Annotated in this window: 13 protein-coding genes; 10 read left to right on the top strand and 3 right to left on the bottom strand. The window is 59.2% G+C overall.

The annotated features are described in order from the left end of the window. The first annotated feature begins 26 nt into the window (after positions 1-26). The 5 genes from glpE to QMX91_RS01455 all read left to right on the top strand — a co-directional run bounded on the left by glpE (position 27) and on the right by QMX91_RS01455 (position 6,805). Complete coding sequence (glpE, locus tag QMX91_RS01475) at positions 27-356, top strand: thiosulfate sulfurtransferase GlpE (RefSeq protein WP_098965914.1); 330 nt, start codon at positions 27-29, stop codon at positions 354-356. A 294-nt stretch (positions 357-650) separates the two neighbouring features. Beyond that, a complete protein-coding gene (locus QMX91_RS01470) occupies positions 651-2,573 on the top strand; it encodes a PrkA family serine protein kinase (RefSeq protein ID WP_003228848.1) in 1,923 nt (640 codons plus the stop codon). Positions 2,574-2,680: 107 nt separating this feature from the next. Then, positions 2,681-3,952 (top strand): YeaH/YhbH family protein, encoded by a 1,272-nt coding sequence (locus QMX91_RS01465; protein WP_003228849.1) that lies wholly within the window; start codon positions 2,681-2,683, stop codon positions 3,950-3,952. Further along, positions 3,949-5,511, top strand: coding sequence for a SpoVR family protein (locus QMX91_RS01460; protein WP_027610714.1), 1,563 nt, complete (start codon positions 3,949-3,951; stop codon positions 5,509-5,511). The genes QMX91_RS01465 and QMX91_RS01460 overlap by 4 nt, the downstream gene beginning before the upstream one ends. 64 nt (positions 5,512-5,575) lie before the next feature. Beyond that, the gene (locus QMX91_RS01455) at positions 5,576-6,805 is read left to right on the top strand and encodes a multifunctional CCA addition/repair protein (RefSeq protein WP_282412136.1); all 1,230 of its coding nucleotides are present in this window, start codon (positions 5,576-5,578) and stop codon (positions 6,803-6,805) included. Between the two features lie 84 nt (positions 6,806-6,889). Here the strand turns inward: QMX91_RS01455 and folK are convergent, their stop codons facing one another. Further along, positions 6,890-7,408 carry a 2-amino-4-hydroxy-6-hydroxymethyldihydropteridine diphosphokinase gene (gene folK / locus QMX91_RS01450; protein WP_134787472.1) on the bottom strand — a complete coding sequence of 173 codons (519 nt, stop codon included), beginning with the start codon at positions 7,406-7,408 and terminating at the stop codon, positions 6,890-6,892. After that, complete coding sequence (folB, locus tag QMX91_RS01445) at positions 7,399-7,755, bottom strand: dihydroneopterin aldolase (RefSeq protein ID WP_003228857.1); 357 nt, start codon at positions 7,753-7,755, stop codon at positions 7,399-7,401. Before folB ends, folK begins: the two co-directional genes overlap by 10 nt. A gap of 74 nt (positions 7,756-7,829) precedes the next feature. Between folB and plsY the strand changes: the two genes are divergently transcribed. Beyond that, positions 7,830-8,399 carry a glycerol-3-phosphate 1-O-acyltransferase PlsY gene (plsY, locus tag QMX91_RS01440; RefSeq protein WP_027610711.1) on the top strand — a complete coding sequence of 190 codons (570 nt, stop codon included), beginning with the start codon at positions 7,830-7,832 and terminating at the stop codon, positions 8,397-8,399. Between the two features lie 35 nt (positions 8,400-8,434). Here plsY and tsaD read toward each other — a convergent pair whose 3' ends face one another. Next, positions 8,435-9,460 carry a tRNA (adenosine(37)-N6)-threonylcarbamoyltransferase complex transferase subunit TsaD gene (gene tsaD / locus QMX91_RS01435; protein ID WP_282412135.1) on the bottom strand — a complete coding sequence of 342 codons (1,026 nt, stop codon included), beginning with the start codon at positions 9,458-9,460 and terminating at the stop codon, positions 8,435-8,437. A 199-nt stretch (positions 9,461-9,659) separates the two neighbouring features. Between tsaD and rpsU the strand changes: the two genes are divergently transcribed. From rpsU to QMX91_RS01415, 4 genes are all read left to right on the top strand, one after another. Continuing rightward, the gene (rpsU, locus tag QMX91_RS01430) at positions 9,660-9,875 is read left to right on the top strand and encodes a 30S ribosomal protein S21 (protein ID WP_002551877.1); all 216 of its coding nucleotides are present in this window, start codon (positions 9,660-9,662) and stop codon (positions 9,873-9,875) included. Between the two features lie 481 nt (positions 9,876-10,356). Beyond that, positions 10,357-12,321, top strand: coding sequence for a DNA primase (gene dnaG, locus QMX91_RS01425; protein WP_007966496.1), 1,965 nt, complete (start codon positions 10,357-10,359; stop codon positions 12,319-12,321). A 67-nt stretch (positions 12,322-12,388) separates the two neighbouring features. Then, complete coding sequence (gene rpoD, locus QMX91_RS01420; RefSeq protein WP_027610709.1) at positions 12,389-14,236, top strand: RNA polymerase sigma factor RpoD; 1,848 nt, start codon at positions 12,389-12,391, stop codon at positions 14,234-14,236. A 126-nt stretch (positions 14,237-14,362) separates the two neighbouring features. Next, positions 14,363-18,109 (top strand): bifunctional diguanylate cyclase/phosphodiesterase, encoded by a 3,747-nt coding sequence (locus QMX91_RS01415; RefSeq protein WP_115988768.1) that lies wholly within the window; start codon positions 14,363-14,365, stop codon positions 18,107-18,109. The last annotated feature ends 15 nt before the right edge of the window (positions 18,110-18,124 follow it).

Here is an 18,124-nt window from a genome sequence, read left to right as displayed (position 1 = left end):
ACTCTGCCGAGCTACAGGAACCCGCCATGAGCGAATTCAAACGAATCCCCCCGGAACAGGCCCATGCCCTGCGTGAGCAAGGCGCAGTCGTGGTCGATGTCCGTGATCCTGCAACTTTTGCCGCCCTGCATATCAGCGGTTCGAAGCATTTGGACAACCACTCGCTGCACGCCTTCATTCAAGGCGCCGACCTCGATGCACCGACCGTTGTCGTCTGCTACCACGGCAATTCCAGCCAGGGCGCGGCCGCCTACCTGATCAGTCAGGGTTTCTCCGACGTCTACAGCATGGACGGTGGCTTTGAGTTGTGGCGTACGACTTATCCGTCGGAAACCGCGCAAGGCGCCGCCGAATAATTTTTTTGTCACGTGCAGGCCCCGGCTGCCGTGGGCCTGCGCGGGGCAGACGAACGGTCTGCCACAACTAATTACGTATCTCGCCTTTACCTCCCGAATTCCCAACTATCCTTAAGCCCAGGCCATCCAAAACAGGGGAGAGCCGGTACACCGGCGCACGGGTCATCGGGAGTGACTTTCAAGGTTGTCGACCGCGAAAGTGTTCTGGGGGGTAAACAGGCAGCCACCACGGCTGCTTGCCAGCATCGACTGAGTGATCCGGCGTCGGCTCCACGTATCGAGCGAGGTGACGTCATGAGTATCTTTAGCCACTTCCAACAACGCTTCGAGTCCACACGCCAGGAAGAACTCTCGCTGCAGGAGTACCTGGAGCTGTGCAAAAAGGACCGCAGCGCTTACGTTTCCGCCGCCGAGCGTCTATTGATGGCCATCGGCGAACCCGAGCTGCTCGACACGTCGACCAACTCGCGGCTGTCGCGGATCTTCTCCAACAAGGTGATTCGTCGCTATCCGGCCTTTGAAGACTTCCACGGGATGGAAGAATGCATCGACCAGATCGTCTCGTATTTCCGCCATGCCGCCCAAGGCCTGGAAGAGAAGAAACAGATCCTCTACCTGCTCGGCCCCGTCGGTGGCGGTAAATCGTCCCTGGCCGAGAAGCTGAAACAGCTGATGGAAAAAGTGCCCTTCTACGCGATCAAGGGCTCGCCGGTATTCGAATCGCCTCTGGGTCTGTTCAACGCCACCGAAGATGGCGCGATCCTCGAGGAAGATTTCGGCATCCCGCGGCGCTACCTGAACACCATCATGTCGCCGTGGGCGACCAAACGCCTGGCCGAATTCGGTGGCGACATCAGCCAGTTCCGTGTGGTCAAACTGTATCCGTCGATCCTCAACCAGATCGCCGTGGCCAAGACCGAACCGGGTGACGAGAACAACCAGGACATCTCGGCGCTGGTCGGTAAGGTCGACATCCGCAAACTCGAGGAATACCCACAGAACGACGCCGACGCCTACAGCTACTCCGGTGCGCTGTGCCGGGCCAACCAGGGCCTGATGGAATTCGTCGAAATGTTCAAGGCACCGATCAAGGTGCTGCACCCATTGCTGACCGCCACGCAGGAAGGCAACTACAACAGTACCGAAGGGCTGGGGGCGATTCCGTTCACCGGGATCCTGCTCGCGCACTCCAACGAATCGGAGTGGCACACCTTCCGCAACAACAAGAACAACGAAGCGTTCATCGACCGGATCTACATCGTCAAAGTGCCGTACTGCCTGCGGGTCAGCGACGAGGTGAAGATTTACGACAAATTGCTGTTCAACAGTTCGCTGGCCAAAGCACACTGCGCCCCCGACACCCTGAAGATGCTGGCGCAGTTCACCGTGCTGTCGCGCCTCAAGGAACCGGAAAACTCCAACATCTACTCGAAGATGCGCGTCTACGACGGGGAAAATCTCAAGGATACCGATCCGAAGGCCAAGTCGATCCAGGAATACCGCGATTCGGCGGGCGTCGACGAAGGCATGAACGGTCTCTCGACCCGCTTCGCGTTCAAGATTCTGTCCAAGGTGTTCAACTTCGATCCGCATGAAATCGCCGCCAACCCGGTGCACCTGTTGTATGTACTGGAACAACAGATCGAGCAGGAACAGTTCCAGGCCGAGACCCGCGAACGCTACCTGCGCTACCTCAAGGAATACCTGGCGCCGCGTTATATCGAATTCATCGGCAAGGAGATCCAGACCGCTTATCTGGAGTCTTACAGCGAGTACGGGCAGAACATCTTCGACCGCTATGTGCTGTATGCGGACTTCTGGATCCAGGATCAGGAATACCGCGATCCGGAAACCGGCGAGATTCTCAACCGTGTCGCCCTGAACGAAGAGCTGGAGAAAATCGAGAAACCGGCGGGCATCAGCAATCCGAAGGATTTCCGCAACGAAATCGTCAACTTCGTGTTGCGCGCCCGAGCCAACAACAACGGCAAGAACCCGACCTGGCTCAGCTACGAGAAACTGCGGGTGGTCATCGAGAAGAAAATGTTCTCGAACACCGAAGACCTGCTGCCAGTCATCAGCTTCAATGCCAAGGCCAGCAAAGAGGATCAACAGAAACACAACGACTTCGTTACTCGAATGGTCGAACGCGGCTACACCGACAAACAGGTAAGACTTCTGTCCGAATGGTACCTACGGGTCCGGAAATCGCAGTAAAACAGCTACAAGCTTCAAGCTACGAGCTGCAAGAAAAAAGCATGTGAACGCTGTGCTTCTACTTGCGGCTCGCAGCTCACAACTTGAAGCTGCCCGGAGGGCCACGTATGAGCTATGTGATCGACCGACGTCTCAATGGCAAGAACAAGAGCACGGTGAACCGCCAGCGCTTCCTGCGGCGTTACCGTGATCACATCAAGAAGGCTGTCGAAGAGGCAGTCAGCCGCCGTTCCATCACTGACATGGAACACGGCGAACAGATCAGCATTCCCGGTCGCGATATCGACGAACCGGTGCTTCACCACGGTCGCGGCGGCAAGCAGACCGTGGTTCATCCCGGCAACAAGGAATTCACTGCCGGCGAACACATCGCCAGGCCTCCGGGGGGCGGCGGTGGACGCGGTCCCGGCAAGGCTGGCAATTCCGGCGAGGGCATGGACGAATTCGTTTTCCAGATCACCCAGGAAGAATTCCTCGAGTTCATGTTCGAGGACCTTGAACTGCCGAATCTGGTCAAGCGCAACCTCAGTGGTACCGACACCTTCAAGACCGTGCGCGCGGGGATCAGTAACGAAGGCAACCCGTCGCGGATCAATATCATCCGCACCCTGCGCTCGGCCCACGCCCGGCGCATTGCGCTGTCCGGCAGCAGCCGTGCCAAACTGCGCGAGGCCAAAGAGGAACTGGCGCGATTAAAGCGCGAAGAGCCGGACAACTTCGGCGATATTCAGGAACTCGAAGCGGAAATCGAGAAACTCAGCGCGCGCATTCACCGCGTGCCGTTCCTCGATACTTTCGACTTGAAATACAACCTGCTGATCAAGCAACCCAACCCCAGCTCGAAAGCGGTGATGTTCTGCCTGATGGACGTGTCCGGCTCGATGACCCAGGCGACCAAGGACATCGCCAAACGCTTTTTCATCCTGCTGTACCTGTTCCTCAAGCGGAACTACGACAAGATCGACGTAGTGTTCATCCGCCATCACACCAGCGCCCGGGAAGTGGACGAGGAAGAGTTCTTCTACTCGCGGGAAACCGGCGGCACCATCGTCTCCAGCGCCCTGAAGCTGATGCAGGAGATCATGGCCGAGCGCTACCCGAGCAACGAATGGAACATCTACGCCGCGCAGGCTTCCGACGGCGACAACTGGAACGATGACTCGCCGATCTGCCGCGACATCCTGATCAATCAGATCATGCCGTTTGTGCAGTACTACACTTATGTGGAGATCACCCCGCGCGAACACCAGGCCCTCTGGTACGAATACGAACGCATCGCCGAAGCCTTTTCCGACACGTTTGCCCAGCAGCAACTGGTCTCGGCCGGGGATATCTATCCGGTCTTCCGTGAACTCTTCCAGCGCAGGTTAGTGACATGACCGCCAAAGAGCAGAAACGCCAACCCATTTCCACCGGCTCCGAATGGACGTTCGAGCTGATCCAGGCCTACGACCGCGAAATCGCCCGGATTGCGGCCGGCTATGCCCTGGACACCTATCCCAACCAGATCGAAGTGATCACCGCCGAACAGATGATGGACGCCTATGCCTCGGTCGGCATGCCACTGGGCTATCACCACTGGTCCTACGGCAAACACTTCCTCAGCACCGAGAAATCCTACAGCCGCGGCCAGATGGGGCTGGCCTACGAGATCGTGATCAACTCGGATCCGTGCATTGCCTATCTGATGGAGGAAAACACCATCTGCATGCAGGCGCTGGTGGTGGCACACGCGTGCTATGGCCATAACAGTTTCTTCAAGGGCAATTACCTGTTCCGCACCTGGACCGATGCCAGTTCGATCATCGATTACCTGGTGTTCGCCAAGCAGTACATCATGCAATGCGAGGAGCGCCACGGTATCGATGCGGTGGAGGACCTGCTCGACTCCTGCCATGCGCTGATGAATTACGGGGTCGATCGCTACAAGCGTCCGTATCCGATTTCCGCCGAGGAAGAACGCCGGCGGCAGAAGGATCGCGAAGAGCACTTGCAGAAGCAGATCAACGATCTGTGGCGCACCATCCCCAAAGGCGCGGACAAGTACAGCGACAAGGACAACGCCCGGTTCCCGGCCGAGCCGCAGGAAAACATCCTGTATTTCATCGAGAAGCACGCGCCGTTGCTGGAGCCGTGGCAACGGGAGATCGTGCGGATCGTGCGCAAGATCGCCCAGTATTTTTATCCACAGCGTCAGACTCAGGTGATGAACGAGGGCTGGGCCACCTTCTGGCACTACACCCTGATGAACGACCTGTACGACGAGGGCCTGGTGACCGACGGGTTCATGATGGAATTCCTCACCTCGCATACCAGCGTGGTGTTCCAGCCAGGCTTCGACAGCCCTTACTACAACGGGATCAACCCTTACGCACTGGGCTTCGCGATGTATCGCGACATCCGCCGCATGTGCGAAAACCCCACCGAGGAAGACCGGCGCTGGTTCCCGGACATCGCCGGATCCGACTGGCTGTCGAGCATCAAGTTTGCCATGAGTAGCTTCAAGGATGAGAGCTTCATCCTCCAGTACCTGTCACCCAAAGTGATCCGCGACCTGAAGCTGTTCAGCATCCTCGATGACGATCAGAAGGACGATTTGCTGGTACCGGCGATCCACGACGAAACCGGTTACCGGATCATCCGCGAAACCCTGGCCGCGCAGTACAACCTCGGTAACCGCGAACCGAACGTGCAGATCTACAGCATCGACCGCCGCGGCGACCGCTCGCTGACCCTGCGTCACCAGCAACATGACCGCAAACCCTTGGGCGACTCCACCGACGAGGTACTGAAACATCTGCACCGGTTGTGGGGCTTCGACATTCACCTGGAAACCCTGCAGGGCGACCAGATCATGAAAACTCACCACGTACCGCCGCGAAGTGAACACAGCGAGGGTGATTACGGTCGACTCGACCTGGCCGTGATTCATCTCTAGATGCGGTTCTGACCTCCGAAAGTCCGACACAAGGGTTATCCTGTCGGGCTAACGGAGGTTTTTTATGCAGATTTTCAAGGTTGGCGGTGCGGTACGCGATCGCTTGCTGGGTATACCGGTCACCGACGTTGATCGGGTGGTGGTGGGCGCGACCACTGAGGAAATGCTCGCCCAGGGCTTTCGCCCCGTGGGTGCGGATTTTCCGGTATTCCTTCACCCGAAAACCGGCGAGGAATACGCCCTTGCCCGCACCGAACGCAAAAGCGGTCGCGGTTATGGCGGGTTCACTTTTCACGCAAGCCCCGAAGTCACTCTGGAAGAAGACCTGATCCGTCGTGATCTGACCATCAATGCGATAGCTGAGGACGACCAGCAAAACCTCACCGATCCCTATCATGGGCAACGCGATCTCGAAGCGCGGATCCTGCGCCACGTTTCCCCCGCATTCGCCGAAGATCCGCTCCGCGTGCTGCGCGTTGCGCGCTTTGCTGCCCGTTATGCCAGTCTTGGCTTCACTGTCGCACCAGAAACACTGGAACTGATGCGCCAGCTCAGCGAGTCCGGCGAACTGCAGGCGCTGACCGCCGAACGCAGCTGGAAAGAAATCTCCCGCGCACTGATGGAAGATCAGCCGCAGGTATTCATCCAGGTGCTGCGCGATTGCGGCGCACTGAAAGAACTGATGCCGGAAGTCGACGCGCTGTTTGGCGTGCCACAACCGGAAGTGCATCACCCGGAAATCGACACCGGCCTGCACACTCTCAGCGTTCTGGAGCAATCAGCTCTGCACAAACAACCGCTGACGGTACGCTGGGCTTGCCTGCTGCATGACCTCGGCAAAGGCCTGACGCCGGAAGAAGAGTGGCCACGACATATCGCCCATGAACACACTGGGTTGAAGCTGATCAAAGCGGTCAACGAACGCTTCAAGGCACCGAAGGATTGTCAGGAGTTGGCCTTGCTTGTCGGCAAGTACCACACCCACTGTCATCGGGCGCTGGAATTGAAGGCCTCAACATTGCTGGAGCTGTTGCAGAGCTTTGATGTGTATCGACGACCGCAGCGGTTTGAAGAGTTTGTCGGCGCATGCGAAATGGACGCCCGAGGCCGTAAAGGGCTGGAGCAGAGAAGTTATCCACAGGCCGATTATTTACGCGGCGCTGCCCAGGCTGCGCGGGAAGTCGCGGTGCAGCCGTTACTGGAGAAGGGATTCAAAGGCCCGGAACTGGGCGAAGCGCTGAAGCGAGAACGACTGAAGGCGCTAAAAGCCTACAAAGACAGGGCGTCAGCCTGAAAAGCTTCGCGAGCAAGCCCGCTCCCACATTTGGAATGCATTCCCCCTGTGGGAGCGGGCTTGCTCGCGAAGGCGTCCGTCAGATCAACGCAAATCCGAAGGCGTGAGCTGCTCGTCTCGCCATTCAAACCCCACCGGCGCCAACACCTGATCAATCTGCGCCTCGGCCCACAACGTCGCGAAACTTTTCCCCACACCTGGATGCACCCGATCCGGCGCAATCAGCGACAGCGGCCACAGCACAAAGGCGTTTTTCAGAATCTCGGCACGCGGCAGAATCAAGCCGTCGAAGTTACCGGTCAGATCGCCGTATAACAGCACGTCGATATCCAGCGGCAGCCCCTTGCGATCCGGCGCATAGCGCCCGTTATCGGCTTCGATGAATTTCAGGCGCCGATCCAGCTCCATCAAGGGCAGATCGGTAAATGCCGAGACCACGAAGTTGAAGAAAGGCCCGCTCTTGATCCCCACCGGCTGACTCTCGAATACCGCCGAACAGCGGATATCCACCAGAAACGTCGCCAAAGCGTCGAGCCCGGCGCGCAAATGGGTTTCGCGCTCGATATTGCTACCGAGCCCGAGGTACACCTGAGTCAGCGACATCCGCGCTCGATCTCCACACCCACGCCACCCTTGGCGGCCGGCACGGCGCCCGGTTTGGTCAGCTTGAGGCGAACCCAGGTGATCTTGAACTCGGCCATCAATACTTCCACCAGACGCTCGGCAAAGGTCTCGACCAGTTGATATTGGGATTGCTCGGCAAACGCCTGGATACGCGTGGAAACGCTGGCGTAATCGAGCGCCAGGGTCAGGTCGTCACCGGCGGCGGCCGGGCGATTGTCCCAGGCGAAGCTCAGATCAAGACGCAGGCACTGTCGAATGCCCCGCTCCCAGTCGTAAGCACCGATCACGGTGTCGACTTCCAGGCCCTCGATAAACACTCTGTCCAAGCACTTTTCTCCGCTGCACGACAAGGGCGCAATGCGCCGTTAGAATCAGGGCGTCCTCGCCCGGAATAGTTAGCATGTTTTGGTTACTGGCGACTCTCGCCTACCTGCTCGGCTCTCTGTCCTTCGCCATTTTGCTCAGCCGCCTGACCGGAAACCCGGATCCGCGAATGAGTGGCTCGGGTAATGCCGGCGCCACCAACATGCTGCGCCTGGTCGGTCGCAAACTGGCGATCCTGACCCTGCTCGGTGATCTGTGCAAAGGCCTGGTACCGGTGCTGATCGCAGCGGCCGCTGGCCTTTCGTTGCAGGATCAGGCCTGGATCGGCGTGTGCGCCGTTATCGGTCACCTGTTCCCGCTGTATTTCCGTTTTCGCGGCGGCAAAGGCGTCGCCACGGCTGCCGGCATGCTGCTGGGCCTGTATCCACCCGCCGCGCTGCTGGCGGTGTGCGCCTGGCTGCTGACGTTCTACCTGACCCGTACCAGCTCGCTGGCGGCGCTGATCGCCACGCCCCTGACCTTGCCCTTACTCGCGTGGCAAGAACCGGAAGCGCTGCTGCCGATGAGCGCGTTGACATTGCTGATCGTCTGGCGCCACCGCGGCAATCTACGCGACCTGTTTGCCGGGCGCGAACGGCATTTTTAAATACCGCTCAGCCACACCGCCAATCGCACCGCCAATCACAGTGCCGACAACTGCTCCATCGGCCAGCGCGCCTGCACGCTGATCGCCAGACTTTCCTGCTGACCAGCCTGCAAACGCTGACAACCGGCAAACGCGATCATCGCGCCATTGTCTGTGCAGAACTCCGGGCGGGCGTAGAACACATCGCCCTGCATGTCGCCGAGCATCTTTTCCAGCGAAGCGCGCAAGGCCTTGTTGGCGCTGACGCCGCCAGCGATCACCAGACGCTTCATGCCCGCGTGTTTCAGGGCGCGCTTGCACTTGATGGTCAAAGTCTCCACCACGGCCTGCTGGAACGCCAGCGCGATGTCGCAACGGACTTGCTCGCTGTCGTCCCCGGCGCTGACGCATTGCTGCCAGGTATTGAGGGCAAAGGTTTTCAGACCGCTGAAGCTGAAATCCAGACCCGGGCGATCACACATCGGACGCGGGAAGGTGAAACGCCCTGCGACGCCCTTCTCGGCCAGCTTGGCGATTTCCGGCCCGCCCGGATAATTGAGGCCCATCATTTTCGCGGTTTTGTCGAACGCTTCGCCGGCGGCATCGTCGAGGGTCTCGCCGAGCAGGCTGTATTGGCCAATGCCATCGACCTGAACCAGCTGCGTATGCCCCCCGGAAACCAACAAAGCGACGAACGGGAATTTCGGCGGTTTTGGCTCCAGCATCGGCGCCAGCAAGTGGCCTTCCATATGGTGCACACCGAGTGCCGGAATGCCCCAGGCAAATGCCAGCGCCTGAGCGCACGAGGCACCGACCAGCAGCGCCCCGACCAGGCCCGGGCCCGCGGTGTAGGCGATCGCATCAATCTCGGTCGGCACGCAGTCAGCCTCGGCCAACACCTGACGAATCAAGGGCAGCATGCGTTTGACATGGTCACGCGAGGCCAGCTCCGGCACCACGCCGCCATAGACGCGGTGCAGGTCGATCTGGCTGAACAGCGCGTCGGCCAGCAGGCCGCGTTCACTGTCGTATAATGCGACGCCGGTTTCGTCGCAGGAGGTTTCTAATCCCAGTACTAGCATGGGTTTGCGCCTTGTTTAGGCTGAATTCGAAGGCGCGCATAATAGTCGCCATGCGATGCCCCGACTAGCGGTTTTCGATCAGAGGCTTTGCATTCCGAGCGATGAGGGGTTAACATCCGCAACCCTTAAAAACCGACGTCTTCAAGTGCTCTTTTGCCGCGAGGATGTTGACCCCGGTAATGAATGAAGGTAGCTCTGGATGCCAGCCGTCAAAGTTAAAGAGAACGAACCCTTCGACGTAGCTCTGCGTCGTTTCAAGCGCTCCTGCGAAAAAGCCGGTGTACTGGCTGAAGTTCGTAGCCGCGAATTTTACGAGAAGCCAACTTCTGAGCGTAAGCGCAAAGCAGCAGCCGCTGTTAAGCGTCACGCCAAGAAAGTTCAGCGCGAACAGCGCCGCGCCGTTCGTCTGTACTAATACACAGACGATCGTAGCAAGCTTCTTGCCTAAGCCCGGCCCTCAGCCGGGCTAATGGCATTTGCGTAAAACGCTTGATGCTTCACCGTCGAAGCCGCACACGCGACCGAGACAAATCTGCTTCACGCGTCAGACCTGGCTCTTTTGCCAGCGGTGCACGTCTTTTCTGACGAGCCTTTCAAGGCTACTGACGAGCACACCCACTGATTCCTCTTACGACGATCAGCCCAAGGCACCTGCATGCGTGCCCGTTTTATTGAGCTATCCGGGGCCATTTATCGGCCGTCAGCGGATTCAGCGCAACACTTTCAAATAGTCGAAAACTGATGAGTACTAACGTCAGTGGTTTTTCGGCAGATACACTTCCCGACAGCGATCACGCAACCGAACCCGGTCGAGCCGCCCATTTTGTGCGCCTCACTCAAGACCTGCGTCCGGCCGCCCTTCGCATCGGACTCATTACAGCGCAGACGAGAACGCCATGGCCGGGCTGATTCCCCAGAGCTTTATTGACGACCTCCTGAACCGCACCGACATCGTCGACGTGGTCAGCTCGCGCGTGCAACTGAAAAAGGCCGGCAAGAACTACACCGCCTGCTGCCCGTTCCATAAAGAGAAAACCCCATCGTTCAGCGTCAGCCCGGACAAGCAGTTCTATTACTGCTTCGGTTGCGGCGCCGGTGGCAACGCCCTCGGCTTTCTCATGGACCACGACAACCTGGATTTCCCCCAGGCGGTTGAGGACCTGGCCAAAGCCGCCGGCATGGAAATCCCCCGCGAAGAAAGTGGCCGCCCGCACAAACCGCGGCAGCCAACCGATTCGCCGCTGTACCCGCTGCTCACCGCCGCCGCCGATTTCTACCGCCAGGCGCTCAAGAGTCATCCGGCGCGCAAGGCTGCGGTGGATTATCTCAAGGGCCGCGGACTGACCGGCGAGATCGCCCGGGACTTCGGTCTCGGCTTCGCGCCGCCGGGCTGGGACAACTTGTTCAAGCATTTGAGCAGCGACACTTTGCAGCAGAAGGCCATGATCGACGCCGGACTGCTGATCGAGAACGCCGAAACCGGCAAACGCTATGACCGCTTCCGCGATCGCGTGATGTTCCCGATCCGCGATACCCGCGGCCGCATCATCGCTTTCGGTGGCCGGGTACTCGGCGACGACAAGCCGAAATACCTGAACTCGCCGGAAACCCCGGTCTTTCATAAAGGCCAGGAACTCTACGGCCTCTATGAAGCACGCAAGAACAACCGCAACCTCGACGAAATCATCGTCGTCGAGGGTTACATGGACGTCATCGCCCTCGCCCAGCAAGGTTTGCGCAATGCCGTCGCGACCCTGGGCACTGCAACCAGCGAAGAACACCTCAAGCGTCTGTTTCGGGTAGTGCCGAACGTTCTGTTCTGCTTCGACGGTGACCAGGCCGGCCGCAACGCCGCATGGCGCGCACTGGAAGCAACATTGCCGTGCCTGCAGGACGGGCGCCGCGCGCGCTTTCTGTTTTTGCCCGAAGGCGAAGACCCGGACACCCTGGTTCGCGCCGAAGGCACTGATGCCTTCAAGGCCCGCATCAACCAACATGCGCAGCCGCTGGCCGATTATTTCTTCCAGCAACTGACCGAGGAAGCCGATCCGCGCTCGCTTGAAGGCAAGGCCCATATGGCCACCCTCGCCGCGCCGCTGATCGACAAAGTGCCGGGCGCCAACCTGCGCATCCTGATGCGCCAGCGCCTGACCGAAATCACCGGCCTGAGCAGCGAAACCGTCAGCCAGCTGGCGCAAAGCGCGCCGCAGGAAGCGCCGCCCGCCTACGATCCGGGCATCGATTACGACGCAATGCCGGATTACAGCGACTACCATCAGCCGCAGGCACAAGACATGTATGTGCCGCAGCAGGAGTGGACGCCGAAGAAACCCGGCGCCGGCGGCAAGAAATGGGACAAGAAACCCTGGGACAAGAACGGCAAGCGTGGCGGCGATCGCGATCAACAACGCCCGCGCACGCCGATTGGCGTCGAATCACCGACCCTGACCGCGCTGCGAACATTGCTGCATCACCCGCAACTGGCCGAGCGCGTCGAGGACGCCGGGCACATTGCGGACGAAAATCAGACCAACGCACAGTTGCTTGTGGCGCTGCTCGAAGCCGTACAGAAGAATCCCAAGCTAAACTCATTTCAGTTGATCGCGCGATGGCACGGCACTGAACAGGGTCGCTTGTTGAAAGCGCTGGCGGAAAAGGAGTGGCTGATTGACGGAGAAAACCTTGAACAACAGTTTTTCGACACCATTACTAGCTTGTCAGCCCGCCAACGCGAGCGAAATCTGGAACAGTTGCTCAGGAAAGCGCGTCAAAGCGAACTGAGCGCCGAAGAGAAAAATCAACTGCGCGACCTTTTAAGTCGCAATGTTTCCGCATCAAACCCGACCTCAACTGGCGCGTGAGGTCATAGCTCAGGTATAATCCTCGGCTTGTTTTTTGCCCGCCAAGACCTTCAGTGGATAGGGTGTTATGTCCGGAAAAGCGCAACAGCAGTCTCGTATTATTGAGTTGATCAAACTGGGTCGTGAGCAGAAGTATCTGACTTACGCCGAGGTCAACGACCACCTGCCCGAGGATATTTCAGATCCGGAGCAGGTGGAAGACATCATCCGCATGATTAACGACATGGGGATCCCCGTACACGAGAGTGCTCCGGATGCGGACGCCCTTATGTTGGCCGACGCCGATACCGACGAGGCCGCTGCGGAAGAAGCAGCCGCTGCGTTGGCAGCGGTGGAGACCGATATCGGTCGCACCACTGACCCGGTGCGCATGTACATGCGTGAAATGGGTACGGTCGAGCTTCTGACTCGTGAAGGCGAAATCGAAATCGCCAAACGTATCGAAGAAGGCATCCGTGAAGTGATGAGCGCGATCGCGCACTTCCCTGGCACGGTTGACCACATTCTCTCCGAGTACACTCGCGTCACCACCGAGGGTGGTCGCCTGTCCGACGTGTTGAGCGGTTACATCGATCCGGACGACGGCATTGCGCCGCCGGCCGCCGAAGTGCCGCCGCCGATCGACGCGAAAGCCGCCAAGGCTGACGACGATACCGACGACGATGACGCCGAATCTTCGGATGACGAAGAAGAAGCCGAAAGCGGTCCGGATCCGGTCATCGCGGCCCAGCGTTTTGGCGCTGTGTCCGATCAGATGGAAATCACCCGCAAGGCCCTGAAAAAGCACGGTCGTCACAACAAGGCAGCGATTGCCGAGTTGCTGGCCCTGGCTGAGCTGTTCATGCCGATCAAACTGGTGCCGAAGCAATTCGAAGCCCTGGTCGAGCGTGTTCGCAGCGCCCTGGATCGTCTGCGTCAGCAAGAGCGCGCGATCATGCAACTGTGTGTACGTGATGCACGTATGCCACGCGCCGATTTCCTGCGTCAGTTCCCGGGCAATGAAGTCGACGAAAGCTGGTCCGACGCCCTGGCCAAAGGCAAGAGCAAATACGCCGAAGCCATTGGTCGCGTACAGCCGGACATCATCCGTTGCCAGCAGAAACTGATCGCGCTGGAAACCGAGACCGGTCTGACCATCGCCGAAATCAAGGACATCAACCGTCGCATGTCGATCGGTGAGGCCAAGGCCCGCCGCGCGAAGAAAGAGATGGTTGAAGCCAACTTGCGTCTGGTGATCTCGATCGCCAAGAAGTACACCAACCGCGGCCTGCAATTCCTCGATCTGATCCAGGAAGGCAACATCGGTCTGATGAAAGCGGTGGACAAGTTCGAATACCGTCGTGGTTACAAGTTCTCGACTTATGCCACCTGGTGGATCCGTCAGGCGATCACTCGCTCGATCGCCGACCAGGCCCGCACCATCCGTATTCCGGTGCACATGATCGAGACGATCAACAAGCTCAACCGCATTTCCCGCCAGATGCTGCAGGAAATGGGTCGCGAACCGACCCCGGAAGAGCTGGGCGAACGCATGGAAATGCCTGAGGACAAGATCCGCAAGGTATTGAAGATCGCTAAAGAGCCGATCTCCATGGAAACCCCGATCGGTGATGACGAAGACTCTCATCTGGGTGACTTCATCGAAGACTCGACCATGCAGTCGCCAATCGATGTTGCAACCGTTGAAAGCCTGAAAGAAGCGACCCGCGAAGTGCTGTCCGGCCTCACTGCCCGTGAAGCCAAGGTCCTGCGCATGCGCTTCGGTATCGACATGAACACCGACCACACGCTCGAAGAAGTGGGCAAACAGTTTGACGTAACGCGTGAGCGGATCCGTCAGATCGAAGCCAAGGCGCTGCGCAAGCTGCGCCACCCGACGCGAAGCGAGCATCTGCGCTCCTTCCTCGACGAGTGATACCAGAACCCCCGGCCCAGGCCGGGGGTTTTGTTTATGCGGCAGATTAAATCCCTCGCACCGCCCCTCCCCGGCATACCCCGTCTACACTCGAAACAATGAATCCCGTGCCATAACGAGACGGTTATGCCCAGACTGGCGCCCGTGCTTTTCTTGCTGTCACTGATGATCTGGACCGCAACGGCTGACGCGCTGACTCTGACCGATGAAGAACGTAGCTGGCTGGCGGCTCACCCGGACTTGCGCCTGGGTGTCGATGCATCGTGGCCGCCGTTCGAGTTCCGCGATGAACAGAATCGCTATCAAGGCCTGGCCGCCGACTATATCGACGTGATCCGCCAGCGCCTGTCGATCAAACTCAATCCGGTCGAGCCATCGAGCTGGACCGAAGTGCTGGCGCAGGTGAAAACCGGCAAGATCGACCTGCTGCCAGGAATCATGTCCACGCCGGAGCGCCAGAACTATCTGTCGTTTACCCGCCCCTACCTCGACTTTCCGATCGTGATTCTCGCCCATATCGGCGGCGCACAACCGCGCAAAATCGAGGACCTGTACGGTCTGAAGATCGCCGTGGTGGAGAACTACGCCCCCCACGAACTCCTGCGCACCCACCATCCCGACCTGAATCTGGTGGCCATGCCCAATGTCAGCTCGGCCTTGCAGGCTCTGGCTACCGATGAGGTAGACGCCGTGGTCGGCGACCTTGCCTCCAGCGTCTGGAGTCTGCGCCAGCTCAAGCTCGACGGTTTATACGTGAGCGGCGAAACCCCGTATCGCTATCAGCTGGCAATGGGCGTACCCCGCGACAACAAAATGCTGGTGGGTATTCTGGACAAAGTCCTCGCGGACATGAGCCCCGAGGAAATCAGCAGCATTCAGGAACATTGGGTCGGTAATGTTCTGGACCATCGGACATTCTGGTCGGACCTTCTGATCTATGGCCTTCCGGGCCTGTTGCTGCTGGTCAGCATTCTGGCGGTGGTCATTCGCATCAATCGCCGCTTGAGTTCGGAAATCGCCCGCCGCGTCGACCTCGAACAGGAATTGCGCAGCAGCGAATATCATTACCGCGGATTGGTCGAGAGCCTTTCGGCCATCGCCTGGGAAGCGCGCATGAGCGACTTCACCTACAGCTATGTGTCGCCCCATGCCGAAGATCTGCTCGGTTATCCACAGGCGCACTGGCTGATTCCGGGCTTCTGGCGCAACATCATTCACCCCGCCGACCTGACCCGCGCCCAGGCCATTTGCGATGAGGCGGTACGCGACGGACGCGATCACACCCTCGACTATCGGGTGATCACCGCTGACGGGCGCTGCCTGTGGGTGCGTGACATTGTCAGTCTGATTGAACATGGCCATGAGCCTGTGATGCGCGGGCTGATGATCGACATCAGCGAAACCAAGCGCACTGAGGAGGCGCTGCGGCTTTCGGAGCAGAAGTTCGCGTCGGTGTTCCAGCAATGCCCGGATATCCTCGTGATCGCGCGGTTGTCCGACGGCTGTCTGCTGGAGGTCAACGAAGCCTTTGAAGAACAGATCGGCCTCAAGGCCAAGGACGTCGTCGGCCAGACCGCCACCGAACTCAACATCTGGGGCATCCCCGGGGTCGGGCCCGGGCTGTTACAGCGCTTGCAGGCTGGCAGTATCCGCAACCTGGAGATGCCCTTTCGCCGCAACAATGGCCAGGTGTTCACCGGTCTGATCTCCGCCGAGCCCTTCGACCTCGACACCACTCCGGCGCTGGTGGTGGTCGTGCGCGACATCACCCAGCTCAAGGAAACCCAGCAGCAACTGCAAACCTCCGAAGAGAAGTTCGCCAAGGCCTTTCACGCCTCGCCGGACGGCTTGCTGCTGTCGCGTCAGAGCGATGGCTTGCTGTTGGAGGTCAACGAGGGTTTCAGTCGCATCACCGGGTTCAACAGCGCGATGTCGGTGGATCGCTCGGCGCTGGATCTGGGGATCTGGGTCAATCTCAACGAACGCAAGCAGATGCTCGACCTGCTGCACCGCGACGGCTTCGTACGCGATTTCACCTGCCATATCCGCCGCAGCGACGGGCAGATCCGTCTGTGCGAAGTGTCCAGCCGTCCTCTGCCGATCGGCGAAGAAGATTGCATGTTGACCATTGCCCGGGACATCACCGAGCGCCATTTGATGCAGGAAAAACTGCAGCAGGCGGCCACCGTATTCGAGAGCACCGCCGAAGGCGTGTTGATCACCGACACCCAGCAGCACATCAGCGCGGTGAACCGTGCGTTCACCGAAATCACCGGCTACAGCGAAAGCGAAGCCCTCGGCCACACCCCGCGCCTGCTCGCCTCGGGACTGCATGACAGCGCGTTTTACGCGGCAATGTGGCACCAGTTGACTGCTGAGGGACACTGGCAGGGCGAGATTTCCAACCGGCGCAAGAACGGCGAGTTGTATCCGAGCTGGCTGACCATCAGCGCCGTACGCAACCGCGACAAGTTCATCACCCACTTTGTTGCGGTGTTCGCCGATATCTCCAGCCTCAAACACGCACAGGCCAAGCTCGATTATCAGGCGCACCATGACCCGCTCACCGGCCTGCCGAATCGCACCCTGTTTGAAAGTCGCCTGCTCACCGCGCTGAACAGTCAGCAGGAAAACGGTGGTCAGGGCGCGGTGCTGTTCCTCGATCTCGACCGCTTCAAACACATCAACGACAGCCTCGGCCACCCGGTTGGCGATCTGCTGCTCAAAGGCATTGCCGTGCGTTTGAAAGAACAACTGCGTGATATCGACACCGTCGCACGACTGGGCGGTGATGAATTCATCATTCTGCTGCCGGGTCTGCAACAAGCCAGCGATGCCGACAACATCGCATTCAAACTGCTCAACTGCTTTGGCGCACCGTTTCAGGCCGGTGAGCACGAGTTCTTCATCAGCGCCAGCATCGGCACTAGCCTCTATCCACGGGATGGCTGCGATGTCGCCACCTTGGTGAAAAACGCCGACGCGGCGATGTACCGCTCCAAGGCCAAGGGCCGCAACCGCGTCGAAAGCTACACCCGCGACCTCACTGCCCAGGCCAGCGAGCGCGTGGCACTGGAGCACGAACTGCGCCGGGCCATCGAGCGCGAAGAGTTGTTCCTCTACTACCAACCGAAAATCAGCCTCGACGACCATCGCCTGGTCGGCGCCGAAGCACTGATTCGCTGGCGTCACCCGACCTTCGGGGAAGTGCCGCCGGAGCACTTCATTCCACTGGCCGAAGAGAACGGCATGATCCTGCAGATAGGTGATTGGGTGCTCGAAACCGCCTGTCGGCAGATGTTCGAGTGGAATCAGATCTACGACAGCCTTGGCCCGCTGTCGGTCAACCTGGCCGGCGCGCAACTGCGCCAGCCGAATCTGCTCGGGCGCATCGAACAACTGCTCAGGGACAACCGTCTGCAGCCGGATTTACTGCAACTGGAAATTACCGAAAACTTCATCATGAGCCAGGCCGAGGAGGCCTTGGCGGTGCTGCACCAGCTCAAACACTTGGGCGTACAACTGGCGATCGACGACTTCGGCACCGGTTATTCTTCGCTCAGTTACCTCAAACGCCTGCCGCTGGACATCCTCAAGATCGACCAGTCCTTTGTTCGCGGACTGCCCGATGACCCGCACGACGCGGCGATTGTCCGCGCGATCATCGCTCTGGGCCGGAGCATGCAATTCACCGTGATCGCCGAAGGCGTCGAGACCCAGGCCCAGCAACAATTCCTCGCCGCCGAAGGTTGCGAACAGATCCAGGGCTACATCGTCAGCCTGCCGCTGCCCCCGGAAGAATTCGCCGCAACGTTTCTTCGTGTAACCGTATCGGATTATTCGGATAGCACAGCCGCCAAACCGTCGCTATAATCCGCGGCCTACTGA

The sequence above is a fragment of the Pseudomonas sp. PS01299 genome (assembly GCF_029960145.1).
GTDB lineage: Bacteria > Pseudomonadota > Gammaproteobacteria > Pseudomonadales > Pseudomonadaceae > Aquipseudomonas > Aquipseudomonas putida_A.
Note: the sequence above shows the minus strand (reverse complement) of the source record. Positions and strands in the feature narration are given on the sequence as shown.

Bases quoted from the DNA above. Each gene is read 5' to 3' on its own strand.
- glpE (WP_098965914.1), top strand. From the start codon at position 27: ATGAGCGAATTCAAACGAATCCCCCCGGAACAGGCCCATGCCCTGCGT.
- QMX91_RS01470 (WP_003228848.1), top strand. From the start codon at position 651: ATGAGTATCTTTAGCCACTTCCAACAACGCTTCGAGTCCACACGCCAG.
- QMX91_RS01465 (WP_003228849.1), top strand. From the start codon at position 2,681: ATGAGCTATGTGATCGACCGACGTCTCAATGGCAAGAACAAGAGCACG.
- QMX91_RS01460 (WP_027610714.1), top strand. From the start codon at position 3,949: ATGACCGCCAAAGAGCAGAAACGCCAACCCATTTCCACCGGCTCCGAA.
- QMX91_RS01455 (WP_282412136.1), top strand. From the start codon at position 5,576: ATGCAGATTTTCAAGGTTGGCGGTGCGGTACGCGATCGCTTGCTGGGT.
- folK (WP_134787472.1), bottom strand. From the start codon at position 7,408: ATGTCGCTGACTCAGGTGTACCTCGGGCTCGGTAGCAATATCGAGCGC.
- plsY (WP_027610711.1), top strand. From the start codon at position 7,830: ATGTTTTGGTTACTGGCGACTCTCGCCTACCTGCTCGGCTCTCTGTCC.
- tsaD (WP_282412135.1), bottom strand. From the start codon at position 9,460: ATGCTAGTACTGGGATTAGAAACCTCCTGCGACGAAACCGGCGTCGCA.
- rpsU (WP_002551877.1), top strand. From the start codon at position 9,660: ATGCCAGCCGTCAAAGTTAAAGAGAACGAACCCTTCGACGTAGCTCTG.
- dnaG (WP_007966496.1), top strand. From the start codon at position 10,357: ATGGCCGGGCTGATTCCCCAGAGCTTTATTGACGACCTCCTGAACCGC.
- rpoD (WP_027610709.1), top strand. From the start codon at position 12,389: ATGTCCGGAAAAGCGCAACAGCAGTCTCGTATTATTGAGTTGATCAAA.
- QMX91_RS01415 (WP_115988768.1), top strand. From the start codon at position 14,363: ATGCCCAGACTGGCGCCCGTGCTTTTCTTGCTGTCACTGATGATCTGG.